General features: G+C 71.3%; 18 protein-coding genes and 2 pseudogenes. 14 read left to right on the top strand and 6 right to left on the bottom strand.

The features are described from left to right. Positions 1-58 precede the first annotated feature (58 nt). On the bottom strand, positions 59-1,093 hold the full coding sequence (locus IE287_RS02475; RefSeq protein WP_189847165.1) for a zinc-binding dehydrogenase: 1,035 nt from the start codon (positions 1,091-1,093) through the stop codon (positions 59-61). Positions 1,094-1,301: 208 nt separating this feature from the next. Here IE287_RS02475 and IE287_RS02480 point away from each other — a divergent pair, with 208 nt between their 5' ends. The 6 genes from IE287_RS02480 (at position 1,302) to IE287_RS02505 (ending at position 7,462) form a co-directional block, all read left to right on the top strand. Then, positions 1,302-2,261: an NAD(P)/FAD-dependent oxidoreductase gene (locus IE287_RS02480; protein WP_189847166.1), complete on the top strand. Its 960-nt coding sequence runs from the start codon at positions 1,302-1,304 to the stop codon at positions 2,259-2,261. 2 nt (positions 2,262-2,263) lie between these two features. After that, complete coding sequence (locus IE287_RS02485) at positions 2,264-3,514, top strand: low temperature requirement protein A (RefSeq protein WP_189847167.1); 1,251 nt, start codon at positions 2,264-2,266, stop codon at positions 3,512-3,514. Positions 3,515-3,624: 110 nt separating this feature from the next. Further along, positions 3,625-3,960 carry a hypothetical protein gene (locus IE287_RS02490; protein WP_189847168.1) on the top strand — a complete coding sequence of 112 codons (336 nt, stop codon included), beginning with the start codon at positions 3,625-3,627 and terminating at the stop codon, positions 3,958-3,960. Next, the gene (locus tag IE287_RS02495; RefSeq protein ID WP_189847169.1) at positions 3,957-4,283 is read left to right on the top strand and encodes a Nif11-like leader peptide family natural product precursor; all 327 of its coding nucleotides are present in this window, start codon (positions 3,957-3,959) and stop codon (positions 4,281-4,283) included. Before IE287_RS02490 ends, IE287_RS02495 begins: the two co-directional genes overlap by 4 nt. After that, the gene (locus tag IE287_RS02500; RefSeq protein ID WP_189847170.1) at positions 4,280-5,821 is read left to right on the top strand and encodes a GMC family oxidoreductase; all 1,542 of its coding nucleotides are present in this window, start codon (positions 4,280-4,282) and stop codon (positions 5,819-5,821) included. The genes IE287_RS02495 and IE287_RS02500 overlap by 4 nt, the downstream gene beginning before the upstream one ends. Positions 5,822-5,869: 48 nt before the next feature. Further along, on the top strand, positions 5,870-7,462 hold the full coding sequence (locus IE287_RS02505) for a GMC family oxidoreductase (protein ID WP_189847171.1): 1,593 nt from the start codon (positions 5,870-5,872) through the stop codon (positions 7,460-7,462). A 283-nt stretch (positions 7,463-7,745) separates the two neighbouring features. Here IE287_RS02505 and glgA read toward each other — a convergent pair whose 3' ends face one another. After that, entirely contained in the window at positions 7,746-8,927 is a 1,182-nt protein-coding gene (glgA, locus tag IE287_RS02510; RefSeq protein ID WP_229883244.1) for a glycogen synthase, read from the bottom strand. Between the two features lie 327 nt (positions 8,928-9,254). Between glgA and IE287_RS02515 the strand changes: the two genes are divergently transcribed. After that, positions 9,255-10,193 carry a YihY/virulence factor BrkB family protein gene (locus tag IE287_RS02515; RefSeq protein ID WP_189847173.1) on the top strand — a complete coding sequence of 313 codons (939 nt, stop codon included), beginning with the start codon at positions 9,255-9,257 and terminating at the stop codon, positions 10,191-10,193. Here the strand turns inward: IE287_RS02515 and IE287_RS02520 are convergent. Beyond that, positions 10,108-11,445, bottom strand: coding sequence for a D-alanyl-D-alanine carboxypeptidase family protein (locus IE287_RS02520; RefSeq protein ID WP_229883232.1), 1,338 nt, complete (start codon positions 11,443-11,445; stop codon positions 10,108-10,110). The genes IE287_RS02515 and IE287_RS02520 overlap by 86 nt on opposite strands. Positions 11,446-11,554: 109 nt before the next feature. On the opposite strand from IE287_RS02520, the pseudogene IE287_RS39590 reads away from it, so the two are divergent. From IE287_RS39590 to IE287_RS02530, 3 genes and pseudogenes are all read left to right on the top strand, one after another. Then, positions 11,555-11,629, top strand: a pseudogene (locus IE287_RS39590) (SCO4848 family membrane protein); the annotation flags it as partial. Positions 11,630-11,673: 44 nt separating this feature from the next. Further along, positions 11,674-13,422 (top strand): recombinase family protein, encoded by a 1,749-nt coding sequence (locus IE287_RS02525; RefSeq protein ID WP_229883233.1) that lies wholly within the window; start codon positions 11,674-11,676, stop codon positions 13,420-13,422. Positions 13,423-14,506: 1,084 nt separating this feature from the next. Then, positions 14,507-14,836: an HNH endonuclease gene (locus IE287_RS02530; RefSeq protein ID WP_189847175.1), complete on the top strand. Its 330-nt coding sequence runs from the start codon at positions 14,507-14,509 to the stop codon at positions 14,834-14,836. Positions 14,837-15,072: 236 nt separating this feature from the next. Here the strand turns inward: IE287_RS02530 and IE287_RS02535 are convergent, their stop codons facing one another. Beyond that, positions 15,073-15,543: an NUDIX hydrolase gene (locus tag IE287_RS02535; RefSeq protein ID WP_189847176.1), complete on the bottom strand. Its 471-nt coding sequence runs from the start codon at positions 15,541-15,543 to the stop codon at positions 15,073-15,075. 4 nt (positions 15,544-15,547) lie between these two features. After that, positions 15,548-16,135 (bottom strand): annotated as a pseudogene (locus tag IE287_RS02540) (KH domain-containing protein); the annotation flags it as partial. Positions 16,136-16,353: 218 nt separating this feature from the next. Here IE287_RS02540 and IE287_RS39595 point away from each other — a divergent pair. Beyond that, entirely contained in the window at positions 16,354-16,584 is a 231-nt protein-coding gene (locus IE287_RS39595) for a DUF7848 domain-containing protein (protein WP_444545976.1), read from the top strand. Between the two features lie 316 nt (positions 16,585-16,900). Here IE287_RS39595 and IE287_RS02545 read toward each other — a convergent pair whose 3' ends face one another. Next, positions 16,901-17,140 (bottom strand): SCO4848 family membrane protein, encoded by a 240-nt coding sequence (locus tag IE287_RS02545; RefSeq protein WP_189847177.1) that lies wholly within the window; start codon positions 17,138-17,140, stop codon positions 16,901-16,903. A gap of 49 nt (positions 17,141-17,189) precedes the next feature. Between IE287_RS02545 and IE287_RS02550 the strand changes: the two genes are divergently transcribed. The 3 genes from IE287_RS02550 (at position 17,190) to IE287_RS02560 (ending at position 20,517) form a co-directional block, all read left to right on the top strand. Further along, positions 17,190-17,423 carry an SCO4848 family membrane protein gene (locus IE287_RS02550; RefSeq protein ID WP_373307779.1) on the top strand — a complete coding sequence of 78 codons (234 nt, stop codon included), beginning with the start codon at positions 17,190-17,192 and terminating at the stop codon, positions 17,421-17,423. Positions 17,424-17,442: 19 nt separating this feature from the next. After that, on the top strand, positions 17,443-18,768 hold the full coding sequence (locus IE287_RS02555; protein WP_189847178.1) for a metallophosphoesterase: 1,326 nt from the start codon (positions 17,443-17,445) through the stop codon (positions 18,766-18,768). 195 nt (positions 18,769-18,963) lie between these two features. After that, positions 18,964-20,517, top strand: a complete 1,554-nt coding sequence (locus tag IE287_RS02560) for an ABC transporter substrate-binding protein (protein WP_189847179.1) — start codon at positions 18,964-18,966, stop codon at positions 20,515-20,517. Positions 20,518-20,521 lie beyond the last annotated feature (4 nt).

Genomic DNA, 20,521 nt, shown 5'->3' on the forward strand with positions numbered 1-20,521 from the left:
CGCAGGACGGGCTCCGCCCCCGACGAGGGGGCGGAGCCCGTCCGCGGTACCGCGCCGCTCAGAACGCGATCATCGACTTCACCGCCCGCCGCTCGTCCATCGCCCGGAACCCCTCCGCCACCTGGTCGAGACCGACCGTCAGGTCGAACACCGGAGACGGGTCGAGCCGCCCCGCCAGCACGTCCGCCAGCAGCTCCGGAAGGTAGGCCCGCACCGGCGCCACACCGCCGCGCAGCGCCACGTTCCGCCGGAACATCTGCCGGAAGTCCACCCCCTCGTTGCCGTCCTTCGGCACCCCCACGAAGCCGACCGCGCCGCCGTCCCGGGCGATCCCCAGCGCCGTGTGCATCGCCTCGCCGCTGCCCACCGCGCCGATCACCGAGTCCGCCCCGAGCCCCCGCGTCAGCTCCCGGACCGCCTCGATCGCCGCCGGCCCCCGCTCCACCACCAGGTCCGTCGCGCCGAACCGGGTCGCCAGCGCCGACCGCTCCGGATGCCGGCTCATCATGATCACCCGGCCCGCCCCGAGCCGCCGCGCCGCCAGCACCGCGCACAGCCCCACCGCGCCGTCGCCGACCACCGCCACCGTCGCCCCCGGCCGCACCGCCGCGCACAGCGCCGCGTGGTGCCCGGTGCCCATCACGTCGGACAGCGTCAGCAGCGCCCCGGCCGGCGCGTCCGTGCCCTTCGGCACCACGACCAGCGTGCCGTCCGCGAACGGCACCCGCACCGCCTCGCCGTGCGCCCCGTCCGAGCCCGGCTGCCCGAAGAAGCCGCCGCGCACACAGGACGTGTGGACCCCGGCCACACAGTGCGCGCAGACCCCGTCGGACCAGGTGAAGGGCGCCACGACCCGGTCGCCCGGACGGACGTGGGCCACGTCCGAACCCACCCACTCGACCACGCCGATGAACTCGTGGCCGGTGCGCTGGCTGCGCGGCCGGGGAGCCGTGTTCCGGTAGCCGAGCAGATCGCTGCCGCAGATGCAGGCATGGGTCACACGCACCACCGCGTCGGTCGAGTACCGGAGCCGGGCGTCCGGCACCTCCTCGACCCGGACGTCCTGGTGGCCGTGGATGAGGCTTGCGCGCATGGAGGTCTCCCGCCTGGATTTCAGAGGAACTCCCGACGGGAACACCGCGGTCCGGACCCCGGCAAGAAAACCGCCCCGGCTATCTGAGGTGGACCGCCGTCCGCCCCGACCCCAGGAAGTCGCGGCGGAAAACTGGGCCGCCGCCGCCCCCGCCCCTAGCGTCGGCGGGCATGACCGCGTTGTCGACAGAGTCGAGGGAGGGGACCCGGTGACGTCCACGTCTCCAGCCACCGGAACCGGACGGGCCGCCGGCGAGCCGGTGGACACGATCGTCGTGGGAGGCGGACCGGCGGGACTCTCCGCCGCGATCTACCTGGCCCGCTACAACCGAGAGGTCCTGGTCTTCGACACCGGCCACGGCCGCTCCACCCACCACCAGACCAACCACAACTACCTCGGCTTCCCCGACGGCATCCCCACCGTCGACCTGCGCAAGCTGGGCACCGAGCAGCTCGCCCGCTACCCCCGGGCCCGGATCGTCCACCACCTCATCACCCACGCCGAGGGCGACGCCGAGCAGGGCTTCACCGTCCACTCGCAGGGCCACTCCTGGCGCGCCCGCACCCTCGTCCTCGCCACCGGCGTCCTCGACCACTTCCCGCACTTCGCGGGCTGGGAGTCGTACGTCGGCCGGTCGATGTTCTGGTGCATCACCTGCGACGGGTACGAGAACCGGGGCAAGCGGATCCTCGTCGTCGGCCACACCGACGCCGCCGCCGGCGAGGCCATGCAGCTGCACAGCCTCACCGACCGGGTGGAGCTGCTCACCAACAGCCGCAGCGACGAGATCAGCGAGAAGTTCCGGCGCCGCCTGGAGCGCGCCGGCATCCCCGTGGTCCACGACCGCATCGGCGAGGTCGAGGGCGAGGGCGGCATGCTCTCCGCCGTCGTCACCCGGGGCGGCCGCCGGCTGGAGCTCGACTCGCTCTTCAGCATCCAGGGCGCCACCCCCGAGACGACCCTCGCCCGCCAGCTGGGCGTGCCGCTCGCCGACACCGGCTACGTCGTCGTCGACACCGAGCAGAAGACCTCCGTCCCCGGCGTCTACGCGGCCGGCGACCTGACGGCCCTCCACTCGCACCAGGTGACCGCCGCCGTCCACGAGGGCGCCCAGGCCGCCTCGGCGGTCAACTACTTCCTCTACCCGCCCGAGCTGAAGGCCGACTGACGGTGGACCGCACGGCAGGGAGCACCGGTCCCGCCTCCGGCGGCGGGACCGACGCGGCGGACCCGGACTCCGAGGTCGACATCGCCACCGGCGACTCCGCCGAACCGTCCGGGAAGAAGGGCGAACAGCGCGTCACCTGGGCCGAGTTGTTCTTCGACCTGGTCTGGGTCTTCGCCCTGGTGCAGATCTCCGGCGTCCTCGCCTCCGCCTACGGTCCGCTCGGCCTGGCGCAGACCCTCATCCTCCTCGTCCCGCTCTGGTGGGGCTGGATGAGCGCCACCCTGCTCGGCAACTCCGCGGGCGTCGCCCTGGACCGCCCGGCGATCCGGATGATGCTCTTCGCGCTCGCCGCGTGCGGCCTCGGCATGACCGTGGCCATCCCGCACGCGTACGAGCAGCACGGGCTGCTCTTCGCGCTCTGCTACGTGGTCATGCGGGCCCTGCTCTGGGCCGGCATGCGCAAACTGCCGCTCTTCGGCGACCTCAGGATCGAACCCTTCGGGCTCAGCCTGCTCCTCGCCAGCCCGCTCTTCCTCGCCGGCGGCCTCACCTCGGGGGCCGCCCGCACCGCGCTCTGGGGCACCGCCGCCGTCCTGGAGGTGGCCGTCCCGGTCCTCTTCGGCCACCGCCTCGACCGCTTCACCTTCGAGACCTCGCACCTGCCCGAGCGCTTCGGCCTGGTCATCATCATGGCGCTCGGCGAGACCGTCCTCGCCGTGGGCACCAACGCCTCCGACAGCGCCCTGGGGCCCGCCCGGTTCGCCGCCCTCGCCGTCAGCTTCACGGTCATCGTCGGGCTGTGGTGGACCTATTTCCACTTCGGGGCCGCGGCCGTCCGGCACAGCCTGCAGACCGACCCGGTGCAGGCCCGGATCGTCCGGGACGTCTTCAACTACGGGCATTTCATCTACCTCACCGCCATCATCTTCCTCGCGGTCGGCCTCAAGAAGATATGCCTCGATCCGCTCGCGGTGCCGCATTCCCTCCCCGAGATGCTGCTCGCCCCGAGCGCGGCCCTCTACCTCTTCGGGTTCTGCTATTCCCGCTGGCGGATGTTCGGCGCGGCCGGCGTCAGCCGCTTCTCCGCGGCCGCCTTCTGCCTGCTGCTCACGCCCGTCGCCCTCTCCCTCCCGATGCTGGTCACCGGGGTGATCGTGGCCGCCGTCCTGGTCGGCCTGAACGTCTTCGAATACTGGATCGTCACCACCGGACGGCGCATTCTCTTCCTCCACATGCCGCACTGGAAACGCTAGCCACAGGTCAGGAAGTCCGCCCCCGCTGTTTGCCCGTGAATGAATTTGAGGACGACAATCTCCGCAGTGAAGGACTCGTGCTCACATCATGGGAAAAGGGGGCGAAGGAAATGTCACAGAAGAGCTTTCTCGATTTCCTCGTGGCCGTGCGGGAGAATCCGGCGACGCTGGCCGCGTACGAACTGAGGAACCTGAGCCAGCTCGTCTTCCACGCGAAGAACGAGGGCTGGGAATTCACGCCCGACGACATGTCCGAGGTCATCTTCAAGCTGGAGATGGGCGTCATCGCCGGCAAGGACCAGGAGCCCGTCGACGGCAACAGCAGCCTCTGGAAGGCGATGTGGGGCAAGACCCACCTCGGCTACCTGATCGAGCGGGTCGTCGTGCGCTACACCGACGAGGAACTGGCCGCGCTGGTCGAGGAGGAGCAGGTGGACGCCCGATGAGCGCCAAGAACGTGATCGAGTTCCTGCGGACCGTGGCCGTGCGCCCCGACCTCCTCGACTCGCTGAAGTACCGCAGCAAGGACGAGGTCCTCGCCGCCGCGGCCTCCTTCGGACTCCCCTTCACCCACGAGGACTTCGACACCCTCGTCTGGGACCTGGAGGCCAAGCTCGCCGGCGTCCGCGGCGAGGAGTTCGACGGCACCTTCCCCCTCTGGCAGACCATGTGGGGCCGGTACTACCTCGAATACCTGGTCGTCGACCTCGTCCCCAGCTTCCAGGAGACCAAGCTCCTGCCCAGCTTCGCGGAGAACGAGCCCCGGTGACCGGCGAGGAGAGCTTCGACTGCATCGTGGTCGGCGCCGGGTCCGCCGGCGGCGTGGTCGCCGCCCGGCTCCTGGAGGACCCGGACGTCCGGGTCCTCCTCCTCGAAGCCGGCGACGACGACCGGGACGAGCGGATCCACCGCACCGACATCCCCTCGATGGTCTCCCTGTGGGGCGGCGACACCGCCTGGGGGTACGAGACCGTCCCGCAGGACGCCCTCGGCGGCCGCACCGTCCCGCTGCCCCAGGGCCGCGTCCTCGGCGGCGGCAGCTCCGTCAACGCGATGATGTACGTGCGGGGCAACCGCCGCGACTTCGACCGCTGGCGCGCCTTCGGCAACGAGGGCTGGGGCTACGACGACGTCCTGCCCTACTTCCGCCGCGCCGAGGACTACACCGGCGGCGCCTCGGAGCACCGCGGCACCGGCGGCCCCCTCGCGGTCACCGACTACGAGCGGCCCGCCCCCGTCTCGGAGGCGTTCGTCGCCGCCGCCGACGAGCTCGGCCACCCCGGGCCCATCGACTACAACGCGGAACGCCAGGAGAACGGCGGCTTCTACTACCAGTCCACCCGCTCCAAGGACGGACGCCGCGCCAGTGTCGCCGCCGCCTACCTCGACCCGGTCCGCGACCACCCCGGCCTGACGCTCGCCACCGGCGCCACCGTCACCCGGGTGATCGTCGAGGACGGCCGGGCCACCGGCGTCACCTACCTCCGCGACGGCGTCCCGCACACCGCCCGCACCACCGGCGAGGTGATCCTCGCGGCGGGCGCGCTCGCCACCCCGAAGCTGCTGATGCTCTCCGGCATCGGACCCGCCGGGGAACTGCGCCGCCACGGCATCGCCCCCCTCGTCGACCTCCCCGGAGTGGGCCGCAACCTCCAGGACCACCTGCTCCTCGGCGTCGGCTACGAGAGCCGCAGCGACCTGCCCTTCCCCGAACTCCTCTCGGAGGCGGGCCTCTTCGTCCACACCCGGCCCGACGCCGCCGCCACCGACTCCCCGGACCTGCAGTTCTTCTTCGGCCCGGTGCAGTTCGTCGACGACCGGTACAAGACCGAGGGACCCGGCTTCACCTTCGCCCCGATCCTGGCCCAGCCGCACAGCCGGGGCACCGTCACCCTCGCCTCCGCCGACCCCGCGGCGCCGCCCGTGGTCGACCCCCGCTACCTCTCCGAGGAGTCCGACCTCGACGTCCTCGTCCGGGGCATCGAGCTCTCCCGCGAGCTGGCCCACACCGAGGCCCTCACCCCCTACCGGGGCCGGGAGCTCGCCCCCGGGGCCGACCTGACCTCACGGACCGAACTCGCCGCGTACGTCCGCGCGTCCGCCTCCACCGTCTGGCACCCCGTCGGCACCTGCCGGATGGGCCCCGACGCCGAGGCCGTGGTCGACGCCGCACTGCGCGTGCACGGCGTCGAGGGACTGCGCGTCGCCGACGCCTCGATCATGCCGGCCATCACCGCCGGCAACACCAACGCCGCCACGATCATGATCGGCGAGCGCGCGGCGGACCTCGTCCGCGCGGGCGCCTGACGGCACCGCGCGACCCACGACCCCACGTACCCAGGGAAATCGATAACCATGACTGAGGCTTTTGACTTCGTCGTCGTCGGCGGCGGCACCGCCGGCCTGGTGACGGCCGCCCGGCTCAGCGAACTCCCCGACGTCTCCGTGCTGGTCCTCGAAGCCGGCAGCGCCAAGGACGACCCGCTGATCGAGGTGCCCGAGCTCTGGTCCCAGACCAACCTGAGCGAGTTCGACTGGTCCTACCTCACCGAGCCCCAGGCGGCCATGGGCGGCGAGACCGTCTACTCCGCCGCCGGCCGCGGCCTCGGCGGCAGCTCCGGCATCTACCACATGATCCACAACCGGGGCCGGGACGCCGACTACGACTCCTGGGCCTACGGCGGCGCCGCCGGCTGGTCCTCCCGCGACGTCCTGCCCTACCTCCGGCGCATCGAGAACCAGGAGGACGGCACCAACCCCACCGCCGGCCTCGGCGGCCCCATCAACGTCGTCAACGCCGGCGACGAGGGCAACCCCGTCTCCCAGGCCTTCGTCGACGGCTGCGTCGAACTCGGCTACCCCCAGGTCGCCGACGTCAACGTCGACTACTTCGGCGTCGGCTGGCACCACCTCGACATCACCCCCGACGGCAAGCGCGGCGGCGTCCGCACCGGCTACTACGAGCCGGCCAGGGACCGCGCCAACCTCACCGTCCGCGCCGAGGCCACCGCCACCCGGCTGCTCTTCGAGGGCACCCGCTGCGTCGGTGTCGAGTACGTCCACGAGGGCACCCTCAAGAGCGTCCGCGCCGACCGCGAGGTCGTCCTCAGCTCCGGCGCCATCGAGTCCCCGAAGCTCCTCCTGCTCTCCGGCATCGGCGACCCCAAGCAGCTCGCCGAGTTCGGCATCGACGTCGTCGCCGACCTCCCCGGCGTCGGCGAGAACTACCAGAACCACCCGCTCGTCATCGGCCCGACCGGCTACATGGAGAAGCCCGGTCCGACCGAGGGCGTCATCAACGAGCCGGTCCTCTTCTGGGGGTCCGAGCCCGGCCTCCTCGCCCCCGACCTGGAGCTGTGGTTCCTGCCCCGCGCGCCCTGGGGCGAGAAGCTCATCGAGAAGCTCGTCGAGTGGAAGGCCACCGGCAGCGTCTCCTCGGTCCACGAGCAGGACCACGTCGACCCGCACCTCGTCATCATGCTGCCGGCCGTCGTCCGCCCGCTCTCCCGCGGCTGGATCAGGCTCCGCAGCGCCGACCCGCTCGCCCGCCCCCGCGTGAACCCCAACTTCTACGCGGAGCGCGCCGACCTCGTCCGCGCCACCGACTGCACCGAGATCGCCCGCGAGGTCTTCCGCACCAAGGCCTTCACCAGCCAGTGGGGCGTCAAGGAGGTCGCGCCCGGACCGGACGTGCGCACCCGGGCCGAGCTGGAGACCTGGGTCTCCCGCAACACCGGCTCGTACCACCACTACTCCGGCACCTGCAAGATGGGCATCGACGAGCTCTCCGTCGTCGACTCCCGGCTGCGCGTCCACGGCATCCAGGGCCTGCGGGTCGCCGACACGTCGATCATGCCGACGATCGTCTCGGCCCACACCCACACCACCGCCGTCATGATCGGCGAGCGCGCCGCGGACTTCATCAAGAACGACCTCGCCGCCGCCTGACCCGCGCCCGCCCCGCCGAAGGCCCCGCCGCACCTGCCCCGCAGGCGCGGCCGGGGCCTTCGCCGCGCTCCCGTCCCGGGGCCCGCCCGAAGACTCCGTACCGTTCCCGGGACCCCGCCCCGGGACCCCGCCCCGGGAGCCCGCCCCGGGAGCCCGCCCCGGGAGCCCGCCCCGGGACCCCGCCCCGGGACCCCGCCCCGGGACCCCGCCCCGGGACCCGTACCGCCCCGGGACCCGTACCGCTCCGGGGCGCGCCGGACGCGCCCCGGAGCCGGGAGGGCCGTCAGGAACCCAGGACCCCGCCGTAGACCCCGGCGATCCGCTCCGCCGCCCGGTCCCAGCCGAACTCCCGCTCCGCGCGCAGCCGCCCCGCCGCACCCAGCTCACGCGCGAGCGCCGGCTCGGCCAGGAGACGGTTCACCGCCGCCGCCAGGTCCGCCGCGAACCGCCGCTCGTCCAGCGGCGTCCCCGTGCCGTCGTCCCGCTGCTCCAGCGGCACCAGCAGCCCCGTCCCGCCGTCCACCACGACCTCCGGGATGCCGCCCGTGGCCGTCGCCACCACCGGCGTGCCGCACGCCATCGCCTCCAGGTTCACGATCCCCATCGGCTCGTACAGCGACGGGCAGACGAAGACCGACGCGTGGGTGAGCAGCTGCCGCAGCGACACCGGGTCCAGCATCCCGTCGATCCGCACCACCCCCTTGCGCACCGCGCTCAGCTCGTCGACCAGCGCCGCCGTCTCCGCCGCGATCTCCGGCGTGTCCGGCTGCCCGCAGCACAGCACCAGCTGCGCCTCCGGGTCCAGGTCGAAGGCGGCCCGCAGCAGCTGCGGGAGGCCCTTCTGCCGGGTCACCCGGCCCACGAAGAGCACGATCGGCCGGTCCGGGTCGACGCCGTGCCGCTCCAGCGCCGCCGTCCCGCGGTCCGGCCGGTGCACGGCGGTGTCGATGCCGTTGTGCACCACGTGCACCCGCTCCGGGTCGACCTCCGGGTAGACGCGCAGGATGTCGTCCCGCATGCCCCGCGAGACCGCGACGACCGCGTCGGCGCCCTCCACGGCCACCCGCTCCACCAGCGAGGACAGGGCGTACCCCCCGCCCAGCTGCTCGGCCTTCCACGGCCGCAGCGGCTCCAGGCTGTGCATCGTCACCACGTGCGGCACGCCGTACAGGACCCGGGAGAGGTGGCCGGCGGCGTTCGCGTACCAGGTGTGGCTGTGCACCAGCTCGGTCCCGGCCGCCGCCGCGACCATCCCGAGGTTCGCCCCGAGCACCCGCAGCGCCGCGTTCGCCCCGTCGGCGAGGTGCGGCTCCCGGTGCGCGAGCACCCCGTCCGCCTCCCGCGGACCGCCGAAGCAGTGCACCCGCAGGTCGACGTGACGGGGCAGCACCCGGGAGAGCTCGGCGACGTGCACCCCGGCCCCGCCGTACACCTCCGGCGGGTACTCCCGGGTGAAGAGGTCCACGCGCGGACGCGCGGACCCGGCGGCGTCCGGAGCCGTGGACGGGGCGGAGATCGGCTGCGAGTTCATGCGCACTTCCTGACTTCGGCGCCCTGGCGGGCGGGTTCCGCGCAGCCCTCGGTCCCCCCTCCCCGGGCGGGGAGGCGGGGCCGGAAGGGCGCGCGGAGCGGCTGACGAGGCGGAACGGGGGGCGCACGGCGGCGGTACCGGGCCGTGGAGACCGGCCGCGGACGCCTCCCTCCCCGTCACCGTACCGAGCGGGAAGGGCCGTTCCGGGGTGTCCGGCCCGGGGTGCTCGTCCCGCGCACCCCCGGCTCGTACGTTGGGACCATGGACTGGCTGACCAAGCTCCCCGTCATCGGCCCCTGGGCCGCCCGGCTCATGCGGACGCACGCCTGGCGCTCCTACGAGCGGCTCGACGAGGTGCACTGGAGCCGGCTGGCCGCCGCCATCACCTTCCTCTCCTTCCTCGCCCTCTTCCCGCTGATCACCGTCGCCGCCGCGATCGGCGCCGCCCTCCTCAGCCAGGACCAGCTCGACCGGATCGAGGAGAAGCTCGCCGACCAGGTCCCCGGCATCTCCGACCAGCTGAACATCGGCGGGCTCGTCGCCAACGCCGGGACCGTCGGACTCGTCGCCGGCGCCCTGCTCCTCTTCACCGGCATCGGCTGGATCGGCTCGATGCGGGACTGCCTGCGCGCGGTCTGGGGCCTCGACGACGCCGACGAGGGCAACCCGGTGGTCCGCAAGGGCAAGGACGCCGTCATCCTGGTCGGCTTCGGCGGCGTCGCCCTCTGCTCCCTCGCCGCCTCCTGGCTCGGCTCCACGGCCGTCGGCTGGAGCGCCGACCGGCTCGGCGTCTCCGGCGACGGCGCGGGCGGCGTGCTCCTCCAGGGCGCGGCCGTGCTGGTCGCGATGGCCGCAGACTTCCTGATCCTGCTCTACGTCCTGAAGGCGCTGCCCGGCGTCGAGCCGCCGCGCCGGCGCCTCGTGATCGCCGCGCTGATCGGCGCGGCCGGCTTCGAGCTCCTGAAACTCCTGCTCGGCGGCTACATGCGGGAGGTCGCGGCGAAGTCCATGTACGGCGCCTTCGGCGTGCCGGTGGCGCTCCTCCTGTGGATCAACTTCACCGCGAAGCTCCTGCTGTTCTGCTCCGCCTGGACGGCCGTCGACTCCCTGCGGACTACGGGTTCACGTCCGGATCCGGAGCGGCCGTCCGGGAACGGCGACGACGGGACGGCCCGCCCGCGGCCGGCCAGCGACGGTTGACGAGGAAGACCGCGGCCGCGACCAGCACCAGCACCCCGCCGGCGACGCCGAGCGCGATCCCGACCCCGCCCGCGCCCTCCTCGGCGGCGGCCGCGACGGCCGGCCCGCCCGTCTCCGGACGCTCCCGGCCCGGCGCGGGCGCCGCGCCCGACTCCGTACCGCCCACCGGACGCGCCGACGGCACCGCGTTCCGCGGCGGCACCAGCTCACCCACCGGCGTCACCTTGCCGGACGCCGCGAAGCCCCAGTCGAGCAGGCGTGCGGCCTCCTTGTAGACCGCGTGCTGCTCCTTCGACGAGGGGTTCATGACCGTGACGAGCAGCACCCGCCCGTTGCGCTCGGCGACCCCGGTGAAGGTGGCGCCCGCGTGGGTGGTGTTGCCGTTCTTCACCCCGGCGATGCCCTGGTAGGGGGCGATGCCGAAGTCGCCGGTCAGCAGCCGGTTGGTGTTCTGGATCTCGAAGGTCTCGCGCTTCTTGCCCGGCTTCGCCTCGCCGGGGAAGGCGGCGCGGGGGGTGGCCGCGTACTCCCGGAAGTCCGCCTTCTGCATGCCGCTGCGGGCGATCAGCGTCAGGTCGTACGCCGACGAGACCTGCCCCGGCGCGTCGTAGCCGTCCGGCGTCCTGACCTGGGTGTCGAGCGCCTGGAGCTCGGCGGCGTGGGCGTTCATCTCGCTCACGGTCTTCGCCAGGCCCTGGTTCATCTGCGTCAGGACGTGCACGGCGTCGTTCCCGGACCGCAGGAAGACCCCCAGCCACAGGTCCCGGACCGTGTAGCTCTGCTTCTCCTTTATCCCGACGAGGCTCGATCCCTCGCCGAGGCCGGCCAGGTCGGCCGCGGTGACCAGGTGGGTCCGCTGCTTGTCGGTGAACTTCGGCAGCAGCGTGTCCGCGAAGAGCATCTTCAGCGTGGACGCCGGCGCGAGCCGCCAGTGCGCGTTGTGCGAGGCCAGCACCGCGCCGCTCTCCGCGTCCGCCACGATCCACGACCGCGCCGACAGCTCCTTCGGCAGCACCGGGGCCCCGGTCCCCAGCTTCACCTGCGTACCCGGCTGCCCCAGCAGCACCCCGCCGACCGTGGACATGTTCTGCGGCGGCTTCGGCTGCTCCGCCTCCTTCTCCGGCTTCCCCGGAGCCTGCGAACCCGCTCCCGGCCGGACGGGCTCGTCCGCCCGGGCGGGCCCGGCGGCGATCGCGAGCGGAAGCAACAGGGCGGCGGCGACCGCGGCGGCGGTCCTGTTCGAAGCAGACACGATCGAAAAAGTACAGGCACGCCCCCCCGATCCGAACCTCGCGGTCCCCTTCCCCGGCCGCCGTCCACCCGGACGCGGGGCCCCCGGCGCGGACGGCGATACTGAGCCCATGAAGCTCAGCCGCCGCGTCTCCTGGTTCCTGCTCGCGTTCGGAGTCTGGAGCTGGTTCATCTGGATCACTTTCCATATGTAGCTAACCTGTAGAGCCTCGACGACAGAGAAGATCAGGTGAGAGCCTTGACCCCTTTCGTTTCGCCCGTGGGAGCCGAGCGGCTGGACACCGTGCGGGTGGCCGTCTACGCCCGACAGTCCAAGGCGCGCCCCGACTCGTCCGAGGCGTCTCCGGAGGCGCAGGTGGCGGCCGGTGAGGCGCTGGCGGCGAGCCGGGGTTGGGAGGTCGTTCACACGTTCAAGGACGTCGGTAGGTCCGGTTGGGATCCCAACGCCGTGCGTCCGGCTTTCGAAGACCTCCTGTCCGCCGTGCGCGCGGGTGAGGTCGACGTGGTGGTGGTCAACGAGCTGTCCCGGCTGACCCGCAAGGGCGCACACGACGCCCTGGAGATCGACAGCGAGTTCAAGAAGTACGGAGTCCGCTTCGTCTCGGTCCTCGAACCGTTCCTCGACACGTCGAACGCGATCGGGGTCGCGATCTTCGCGCTCATCGCAGCCCTCGCGAAGCAGGACAGCGACATCAAGGCGGAGCGGCTGCGCGGGGCCAAGGACGAGATCAGGGCGGTCGGCGGCCGGCACTCCAGCTCCGCGCCGTACGGCATGAGGGCGGTGCGCGAGAAGATCGGCAACCTCGTCGTCTCCGTCCTGGAGCCGGACGAGGACAATCCGGACCACGTCGCGATCGTCGAGCGCATGGTGGAGATGTCGTTCGCCGGAGTCTCCGACAACAAGATCGCGACGACGCTGGACTCGGAGGACGTGCCCGCGCCGGGCGAGGCCGCACGACGCGCCACCGAGAAGCGGATGGAGTCCATCAAGAAGCGACGCGTGGCGACGGACGACAGCCCCATCCGGTGGCGTGCGCAGACAGTCCGCTGGATCCTCTCCCATCCCGCCATCGGCGGCTTCGCGAGCGAACGCGTGAAGCGGGGCAAGGCGTACGTGAACGTGATCGCCCGGAACGAGGCGGGGACGCCTCTGACACCTCACCGGGGAGTGGTGCCAGGAGCCCGGTGGCTGGAGCTCCAGGAGAAGCGGAGCAAGCGTGCCAGGACCGACAGGCAGCCCGGCGGAGAGGCCACACCCACGCTCCTGAGCGGGTGGCGCTTCACCACCTGCGGAATCTGCACGGGATCCATGGGGCAGAGCAAGAACAACGGCGGACAGGACTACTACATGTGCTCCAACCCCAAGGGACACGGCGGGCTGAGCATCAAGCGCAAGGACGCCGACGACTACGTCGCCGGACGGGTGTGGGCACGTCTCGCCGGCGCGGACATGGACGACGACAAGGACAGGGAATGGGTGGCCGAGGCGGCTCTCCGCTTCGCGATGCAGCGGGATCTGTCCGGAGTCCAGGAGGAAAGGCGCGAGACGGCGACGCACCTTGAGCACGTCCGGAACTCCATCGCCGAACTTCAGGCCGACCGCAAGGCGGGCCTCTACCGAGGCCGCGACGAACTGGCCATGTGGCGGGCGACGATGACGCAGTACCGGGCGTTCGAAGACCAGTGCACCGCCAGGCTGGAGGAGCTGAACGAGCAGACCACGGCAGCGATCCAGGTGCCGACCGACTGGTTCGAACCGGGCGAGGACCCGTTGGGCCCCGGTGCACCCTGGGCAGCCTGGGACGTCTTCAAGCGCCGCGAGTTCCTCGACCTCTTCCTCTCCGGAATCTCGGTCGGCCCTGGCCGGGACCCGGAGACCCGGAAGTACGTCGCGATCGAGGACCGCTTGACGCTCCACTGGCGGCGGCTTGAGGCGGAGGCCCAGGAGGAGGACGAAGAGACGCCAGCCGCCCTCTGACAGCCAGACAGCCCCGGTAGTCCCTCGCGGACCGCCGGGGCTCTGCTGTGTCCGCAGCGGGGTCGATCAGCGGGCGAAGCGATGATGGTATGGCGATTCTGAGTGCTTTTTCGTATGCACAAGAAAAAGTAAGGAGAAAACCAAACCATCCGTCAAAACGCCATCCCGTCATGCACGGCCCACGGCCCACGGGAATCTGGTGGTCCCTGCTACACAGTGAGGGAGTGGGCGGCACCAATCGCGCTGGGTGAACGGCGCGGGAATCCACCCGTCCCTACTACCGGCGAGGAGACGCAGAGCCCGCTTCCGGGGAGGGGGAGACGGGATGGGTGTTGCCCCGTCGGGCGCCGGAACTCGCTCGGACGCCGCCCCACAGCGGGGCGAGGAGGTGTTGAGAGTGACGACTTTCCACACTTTTTAGAACGCATGGAAAAAATACAGAGAAAGGGAAACCGGGGTCTCAGTCGTCACTACCGACACCGCTCGGCACCCTCGGGACGCCTTCGGTCCCTACTACTGGGGCAAGAGAGAGCGGGACTACCGCGCACCCACCCCGAGGGGAGTCCGGCGGACCGAGTGCCCGCCCTCGCACCAGCTCTGCCCGTGCACCACGTACCCCGCTATTACCGGGGTGGCCGCAGGGGTCGTGTGGCAGAGCGCGGGGGACTGTACCGCCCATGAGTAGCCGGCTCGTCCGCGAGTCGCCGAAAGGGGTTGTGAGCGCGTGCGGTCCCCCACAGTGTCCGGACCGGCCGCGCCGGCGAGGACGACCAAGCCCACTGATCCAACGGCAGAGGTGCGCGGTACCGGCCCGGCTCGCTCGGGACATCGGCCGCAGAGTTCCCTGGTTCGAGTCTGGGGGTGGGCACTACTCCACTACATGTGGCCCCCGTACTGCCTCGCAGTAGGTGCTTCCGTTGCGGTCGACCAACTGACGGTTGCTGTACGCCTCCCAGTCAAGCCCGATGCCGCATACGGCGCAGGTGCCTGCGAAGCGGCGGTAGCTCGGGGCAGGGGTGGACGCGCGATCGGTTCCAGTCACCCACTCAGGGTATGGCGGGCCACTGACAACAAGGGGGCGCGCATGCGCTGTATCGACTGCACCGAGCTGGCGACCCATCGGGGCCGCTGCAAGACCCACCACGCCGTGTACGAGGGCCGTCCGGCCATCGAAGCACGGGGACGACGTCGAGCGGCTCGGAACGACGCTGCGGCACGGCTCCACCGGGTCATCGAGCGGAAGGGCTTCGCCTGGTGTGACCGGTGCCTGAACGACTTCCCCACGGTGGACGTGTACGTGGACCACGTGCGGCCCCTCTCAAGGGGAGGGACCGACACGGACGGGAACGTTCAAGTGCTGTGCCGTGGCTGCCACCGGCTCAAGACGGCGACGGAGTTCGGGGGCGCGGCTTAGCGCTGCGTCCACCATGTCCCGGCTACCCCTACTGCCGTGCTCGCGGAGGCGATGAACCACCCGGGGATGCGCTGAATCCGGATGACGGACCCATTGCGGAAGCTGAGCGAGACCCACGGCTTCGGCTCGTTCTCCGAGGGCTCGGGCTTCACGGGCTCGTTCTGCGGCATGGCCTAGTAGTTTTTTCGGGACGATCTGCCCGCCGGCGTGGGTTGTGACTGCTGCGACGGGGGTGCTCAGCCCAAGTACGGCGCCGGGCGGTCCTCCAGGAAATGTGACAGCCGTAGCCGCTGTGTGTGGTGCATCGGCAGCGCGTCGAGTTCTTCCCGGTCCACAAAGCGCAGTTCGGTCGACTCGTCGGAGATCCGCAGATCTCCACCGGTCACGCGCGCGCGAAAGCACACGTTGAACTGTCGGCGTACCTCGCCGTCGCTGTACGCGATCACGTGGCGTGGATCGGTGTAGGTGCCGACGAGTCCTGTGACTTCCACGTCCAGGCCGGTCTCTTCCTTGACCTCTCGGACGGCCGTGCCCGGCAGCGAGTCGCCCCTGTCCATTCCGCCGCCCGGCAGTGCCCACAGGTCGTTGTCCCGACGGCGCTGGAGCAGGATCCGGCCCCGGTCATCGGTCACGACGGCGGACGCCGCCACGACCAGGCTGTTGGGCTTCGGGGCGTTGGGGTCGTCGTAGTACTCGGTCCGTGCCATGGGCTCACCCTTCCACGGCGCGGGCGGTCTCCCATACGGCGTGGAAGCTGTCCGCGTAGGTGTCGAACATCCCTCCCGAGCGGGTACGCCGCAGGTGCCACACGGGGGCGCCGTACGCGTTGACGCCCCACACGTGCGCGTGGACCAACACCTGGTCATCAGCGCGGTACAGGCTGTTGTAGAGGGTCGTCCCGTGCGTCCGCACCTCGATCCCGGGTACCCCGAGCAGGGGCCGGTAGTGCATCAACGCGAGACGGCACCGGGACTCGATGCCATGCCCGAACTTCTCTTCCTGGCCTCTGAGGCGCACGTTCTCGCTGTCGGCATCCCCGAGGGCGATGCGGACCGTGCAACCCTCGGCGGCCCGCTCGCGCAGCAGGTCATTGAGGCGGGGGTACGCCTCGTGCAGGAAGACGGCGGCATAGACGAGCACGTCGATGCGCTCGCGTGCTGCGGCGAGGAGATCGACGAACACGGACACCGGGAGGTCTGCCCGCTGGTCGTACAGCGTGACCAGCTCCGGACTGACGGCCCGTGCGGCACGCGCCTGCCTGAGCGCCGGCCACAGTGCGTGAACGTCCTCGCCCAGGGCGACGAGGGGACAGCGACCATGCCGAAGATGCCCAGCGACACGGATGCCCGGACGGACGAGTACGCGACCTATGCCCCTTCCCGTCAAACGTGCCCCGAGTGCGAGGAGCCGTTCGGGTCTCTGGAGGTCTGTCGGCGGGGCACCGTGGAACGGCAGTCCGGACCGCCCGCCGTCGTGTACCGGCACCCCAAGTGCGCCGAGCCGTACAGGCGTGACCGGTGAGCCGCGCTGTCTACAGGTACGTCGAGCACTCCATTCGCCATGAGTCGTCCGGCGGGGTGACGTACGAGCTGTTCTGCACCGCCCCCGACTGTGAGGAGGAATCCGCCCGGCAGGAAGGTCAGGAAGCGTCGCAGGACTGGGCTCTGAGGCATGCCGGCCTGAACCCTGGTCACGACCTCTTCCGGCGCGTCTTCACCGCCCACGCCCGGGTGAGCCGCGTGGAATAGAGCGGGTGCGGTTCCCGGCCCGCGCGCCGCACATCCGGATTTCCCACCGCTTCCGTGATCGCGGCGGAGTGAGACGGCAAGAGTGGGAGGACAGGCTCCGCCCCGGACGCTTCGCCACAGGAAGGGCGGGCGGCCGGGACGGGCAGCGAGACGGCGCAGGGCGTTCTTCGGGCACTCGCTGCTCGACTGTCGGGAACTGCGGTGGTCGCGCGGCGCCGCCTCTCGTCAGCCGGTCCGGCGGCGCGATCACCGAGTGGGACCACGCCTCAACGGCCCCGTCCGTGCGCTTCCCCCCGTGGCGCGTGGGCGGGGCTTTCTACTTGCTCGCGTTCGCGCGTACGCCCCTCAGGCCGATCACGCCGACGGCCGTCCCTAGGATGAACGACGTCACGGCGAGGGTGAGATGCACCCAGAAGTAGGCGGTCGGGTCACCCGCGTCGTCGAAGGCAAGTCCGCTCGCGTCCTTGTACAGGTTCCGGGCGAAGGTGATCCAGATCATCCAAGACCAGGCACCGAACGCGAGAAGGAACCAGGACGTGCGACGGCTGAGCTTCACGGGATGCCCTTCCGGGGGTAGGCGGGTCGGTCCTGCCAGTATCCGGTCCGTGGCCTCTGCCGTGGTGGCCGGGGTCTGTACGCTAACGGTTGGCTGCGTATGGATCACTTTCGTCAAGAATCTGTGGAACGACGGGAGCGGTCTCGCCTTCGACGAGGCCGGGGATCCGACGGCCTACTTCTGGGTCCATCTGCTGCTCGCCGTGACGTCCTTTGTCCTGGGGACGGTGATCGGCGCGATCGGGTTGCGCGGGGTGCGTGCCTCGCGCCGCTCCACCGACTGACACAAGAGAGGTGCCGGGCGTGATCGCCTTCCTGCTCATCCTGCCCGTGGTCCTCGCGCTGCTCGGCGCGGTCCACTGGTACGTGTGGCGTCGTCTGGTCCGGGACGTCACCGTGCCCGGCGGCCTCGCCCGGCGCGTCGGCACGGTCCTGCTGATCGTGCTGCCGCTGCTCTCGCTCGCGGCGCTCGCCTCCGGGCGGGCCGGGGCGCCGTTCCTGTTCCAGCAGGTCGTGGCGTGGCCCGGCTTCCTGTGGCTGGCGCTGCTGCTGTACGTGGTGCTCGCGCTGCTCGTCGGCGAGGCGGTGCGGCCGCTGCTGGGCCGGGTGCTCGCCCGGCGGGCCGCCGCCGCGGCTCCCGCTCCCGCCCCGGCGCCGGTGTCCGTGCCCGCCCCCGCGCCCGTGCCCGTGCCCGTGCCGGAGCGGGGACCGGAGCCGGAGGCCGTACCGGAGACGGAGCCGGAGACGGAGACGGAGCCCGGGGCCGGCGCGGGGAGCGGCGGGAAGGCTCCGGCCGCCGAGGTGTCGCGCCGGCTGTTCGTCGCGCGGGTGGTCGGGGGAGCCGCCGCGGCCGCCGCGGCGGGGACCGTGGCGAACGGCGCGTACGGGGTGCTGCGCGGGCCGAAGGTGAAGCGGGTGACCGTGCCGCTGGCCAAGCTGCCCCGGGCCGCGCACGGCTACCGGATCGCGGTGGTCTCCGACATCCACCTGGGGCCGATCCTCGGACGCGCCCACTCCCAGCGGATCGTCGACACGATCAACGCCACCCAGCCCGACCTCGTCGCCATCGTCGGCGACCTCGTCGACGGCACCGTGGAGGACCTCGGGCCCGCCGCGGAGCCGCTGGCCCGGCTGCGCGCCCGGCACGGCTCCTTCTTCGTCACCGGGAACCACGAGTACTTCTCCGGCGCCGATGCCTGGGTCGACCACGTCCGCGAGCTCGGACTGCGCCCGCTGCGCAACGAACGCCTGGAGATCGCCGCCGGTTTCGACCTGGCCGGCGTGGACGACGTGGCCGGCGAGAGCGAGGGCCGGGGCCCCGACTTCGGGCGCGCGCTCGGCGACCGCGACCGCTCCCGCGCGGCGGTCCTCCTCGCCCACCAGCCGGTCGTCATCGACGACGCGGTGGCCCACGGGGTCGACCTCCAGCTGTCCGGCCACACCCACGGCGGCCAGCTCTGGCCCGGCGGGTACCTCGCCGAGCTCGCCAATCCGACGGTGGCCGGTCTGGAGCGGTACGGGGACACCCAGCTGTACGTCTCCCGGGGCGCGGGCGCGTGGGGGCCGCCGGTCCGGGTCGGCGCGCCGTCCGACATCACCGTCGTCCAACTCGCCTCGAAACAGGCGTAATCGGCGAACGTCACTCCCTGCTCCGGGGTCGATACGTGCCGCTCATCGACTTAAATTCGCATTTCCCGGACATATGCATGCCGTGTGAAGGTTTCCTCTTCCCCCGGTGAAAACCGTGTGATTGGGTGGCGCAAACACGACGATTCGGGGGTCGTCGCTCTTTGGGGTTTTTGCACGAAAAAAGGAAGCACGGCAATGCGGTCGACGGTCCGTCTCCGGATCCTCATCACTTGTGGAGTACTGGTGGCCGCGGGGGTGGGGGGCTGGCAACTCCTGCCCTCCGACGAGGGCCGCACCGACGCCATCCCCGTCGGCACCACGGACTCGATCTCCTCGCTCGACCCGGCCGGCGCGTACGACGCCGGTTCCTGGGCGATCTACAGCAACGTCTACCAGTCGCTGCTGACCTTCAAGCCGGGCTTCACCACCCCGACCCCCGACGCCGCCGAGAGCTGCAAGTTCGTCGGCGACAAGCTCATCACGTACCAGTGCACGCTCCGGGACGACCTCACCTTCCCCAGCGGGCGCAAGGTGGAGGCCGAGGATGTCAAGTACTCCTTCGACCGGATGCTGAAGATCAAGGCCGAGGTCGGTCCCGCGCCGCTCTTCCCCACCCTGAAGAACGTGACGGCCGACGGCCGGACCGTCACCTTCAACCTCGGCGGCCGGGACGCCACCTTCCCGCTGAAGCTGGCCACCGGCGCCGGCTCGATCGTCGACCGCGAGCGCTACCAGGCCGACACCCTGCGCGCGGACAACGGTGTCGACGGCACCGGTCCGTACGTCCTCAAGGAGTACAAGCCGGGCCAGAGCGCCCTCCTGGAGCCCAACCCGAAGTACCGGGGCGCGCTCCCCGCGACGGGCCGCCCGGTCCTGGTGAAGTACTACAAGGAGTCCGAGCAGCTGGCGGAGGCCTGGAAGGCCGGCGACGTCCAGGTGACGCACCGGCAGCTCCCGCCGTCCTTCGTGGGGAACCTCGACACCAACGGCGGCACCCGCCTCACCGAGGCGGAGAGCGCCGAGATCCGCAACATCGTCTTCAACACCCGGGCCGAGTCGCCGGTGGGGGAGAAGGCGGTCCGGCAGGCGATCGCGGCGGTCCTCGACCGCCCGACCATCACCACGGGCGCCTACAAGGGCACGGTGGAGCCGCTGTACTCGCTGATCCCGCAGGGCTTCGTCGGCCACAGCACGGCCTTCTACGACCGCTACCCGGCGCCCGACCCGAAGAAGGCGAAGAAGCTGCTGAAGGACGCCGGCGTGCGGACGCCGGTCGCGTTCACCTTCGGCTTCCGCCAGGACGCCACGTACAAGGCCGAGACGCTGGAGATCAAGAAGCAGCTGGAGCAGACCGGCCTCTTCGCGGTGAAGGTGGTGGAGGCCGACTGGCCGACCTTCCAGAAGGGGTACACCAGCGGCGCCTACGACATGTACACCGTCGGCTGGCTCCCCGACTTCCCCGACTCGGACAGCTTCACCGCCCCGCTCGTCGGCACCGGCAACACCCTGGACAACGGCTACTCGAGCAAGCTCGTCGACAAGCTGATCACCGAGACCCAGCAGTACGACGACCGCTCGCGGACCACCGGTGACTTCAAGACGATCCAGGACCAGGTCTCCGAGGACGTCCCGCTGATCCCGCTCTGGCAGAAGAACGACTACGTCCTCGCCACCGAGGCCGTCGGCGGCTCGCAGAACCTCTCCGACGGCACCGGCATCTGGCGCCTGTGGGAACTCTCCTGGGTCTGAGCCG

This window comes from Streptomyces omiyaensis (assembly GCF_014650895.1).
GTDB classification, from domain to species: domain Bacteria; phylum Actinomycetota; class Actinomycetes; order Streptomycetales; family Streptomycetaceae; genus Streptomyces; species Streptomyces omiyaensis.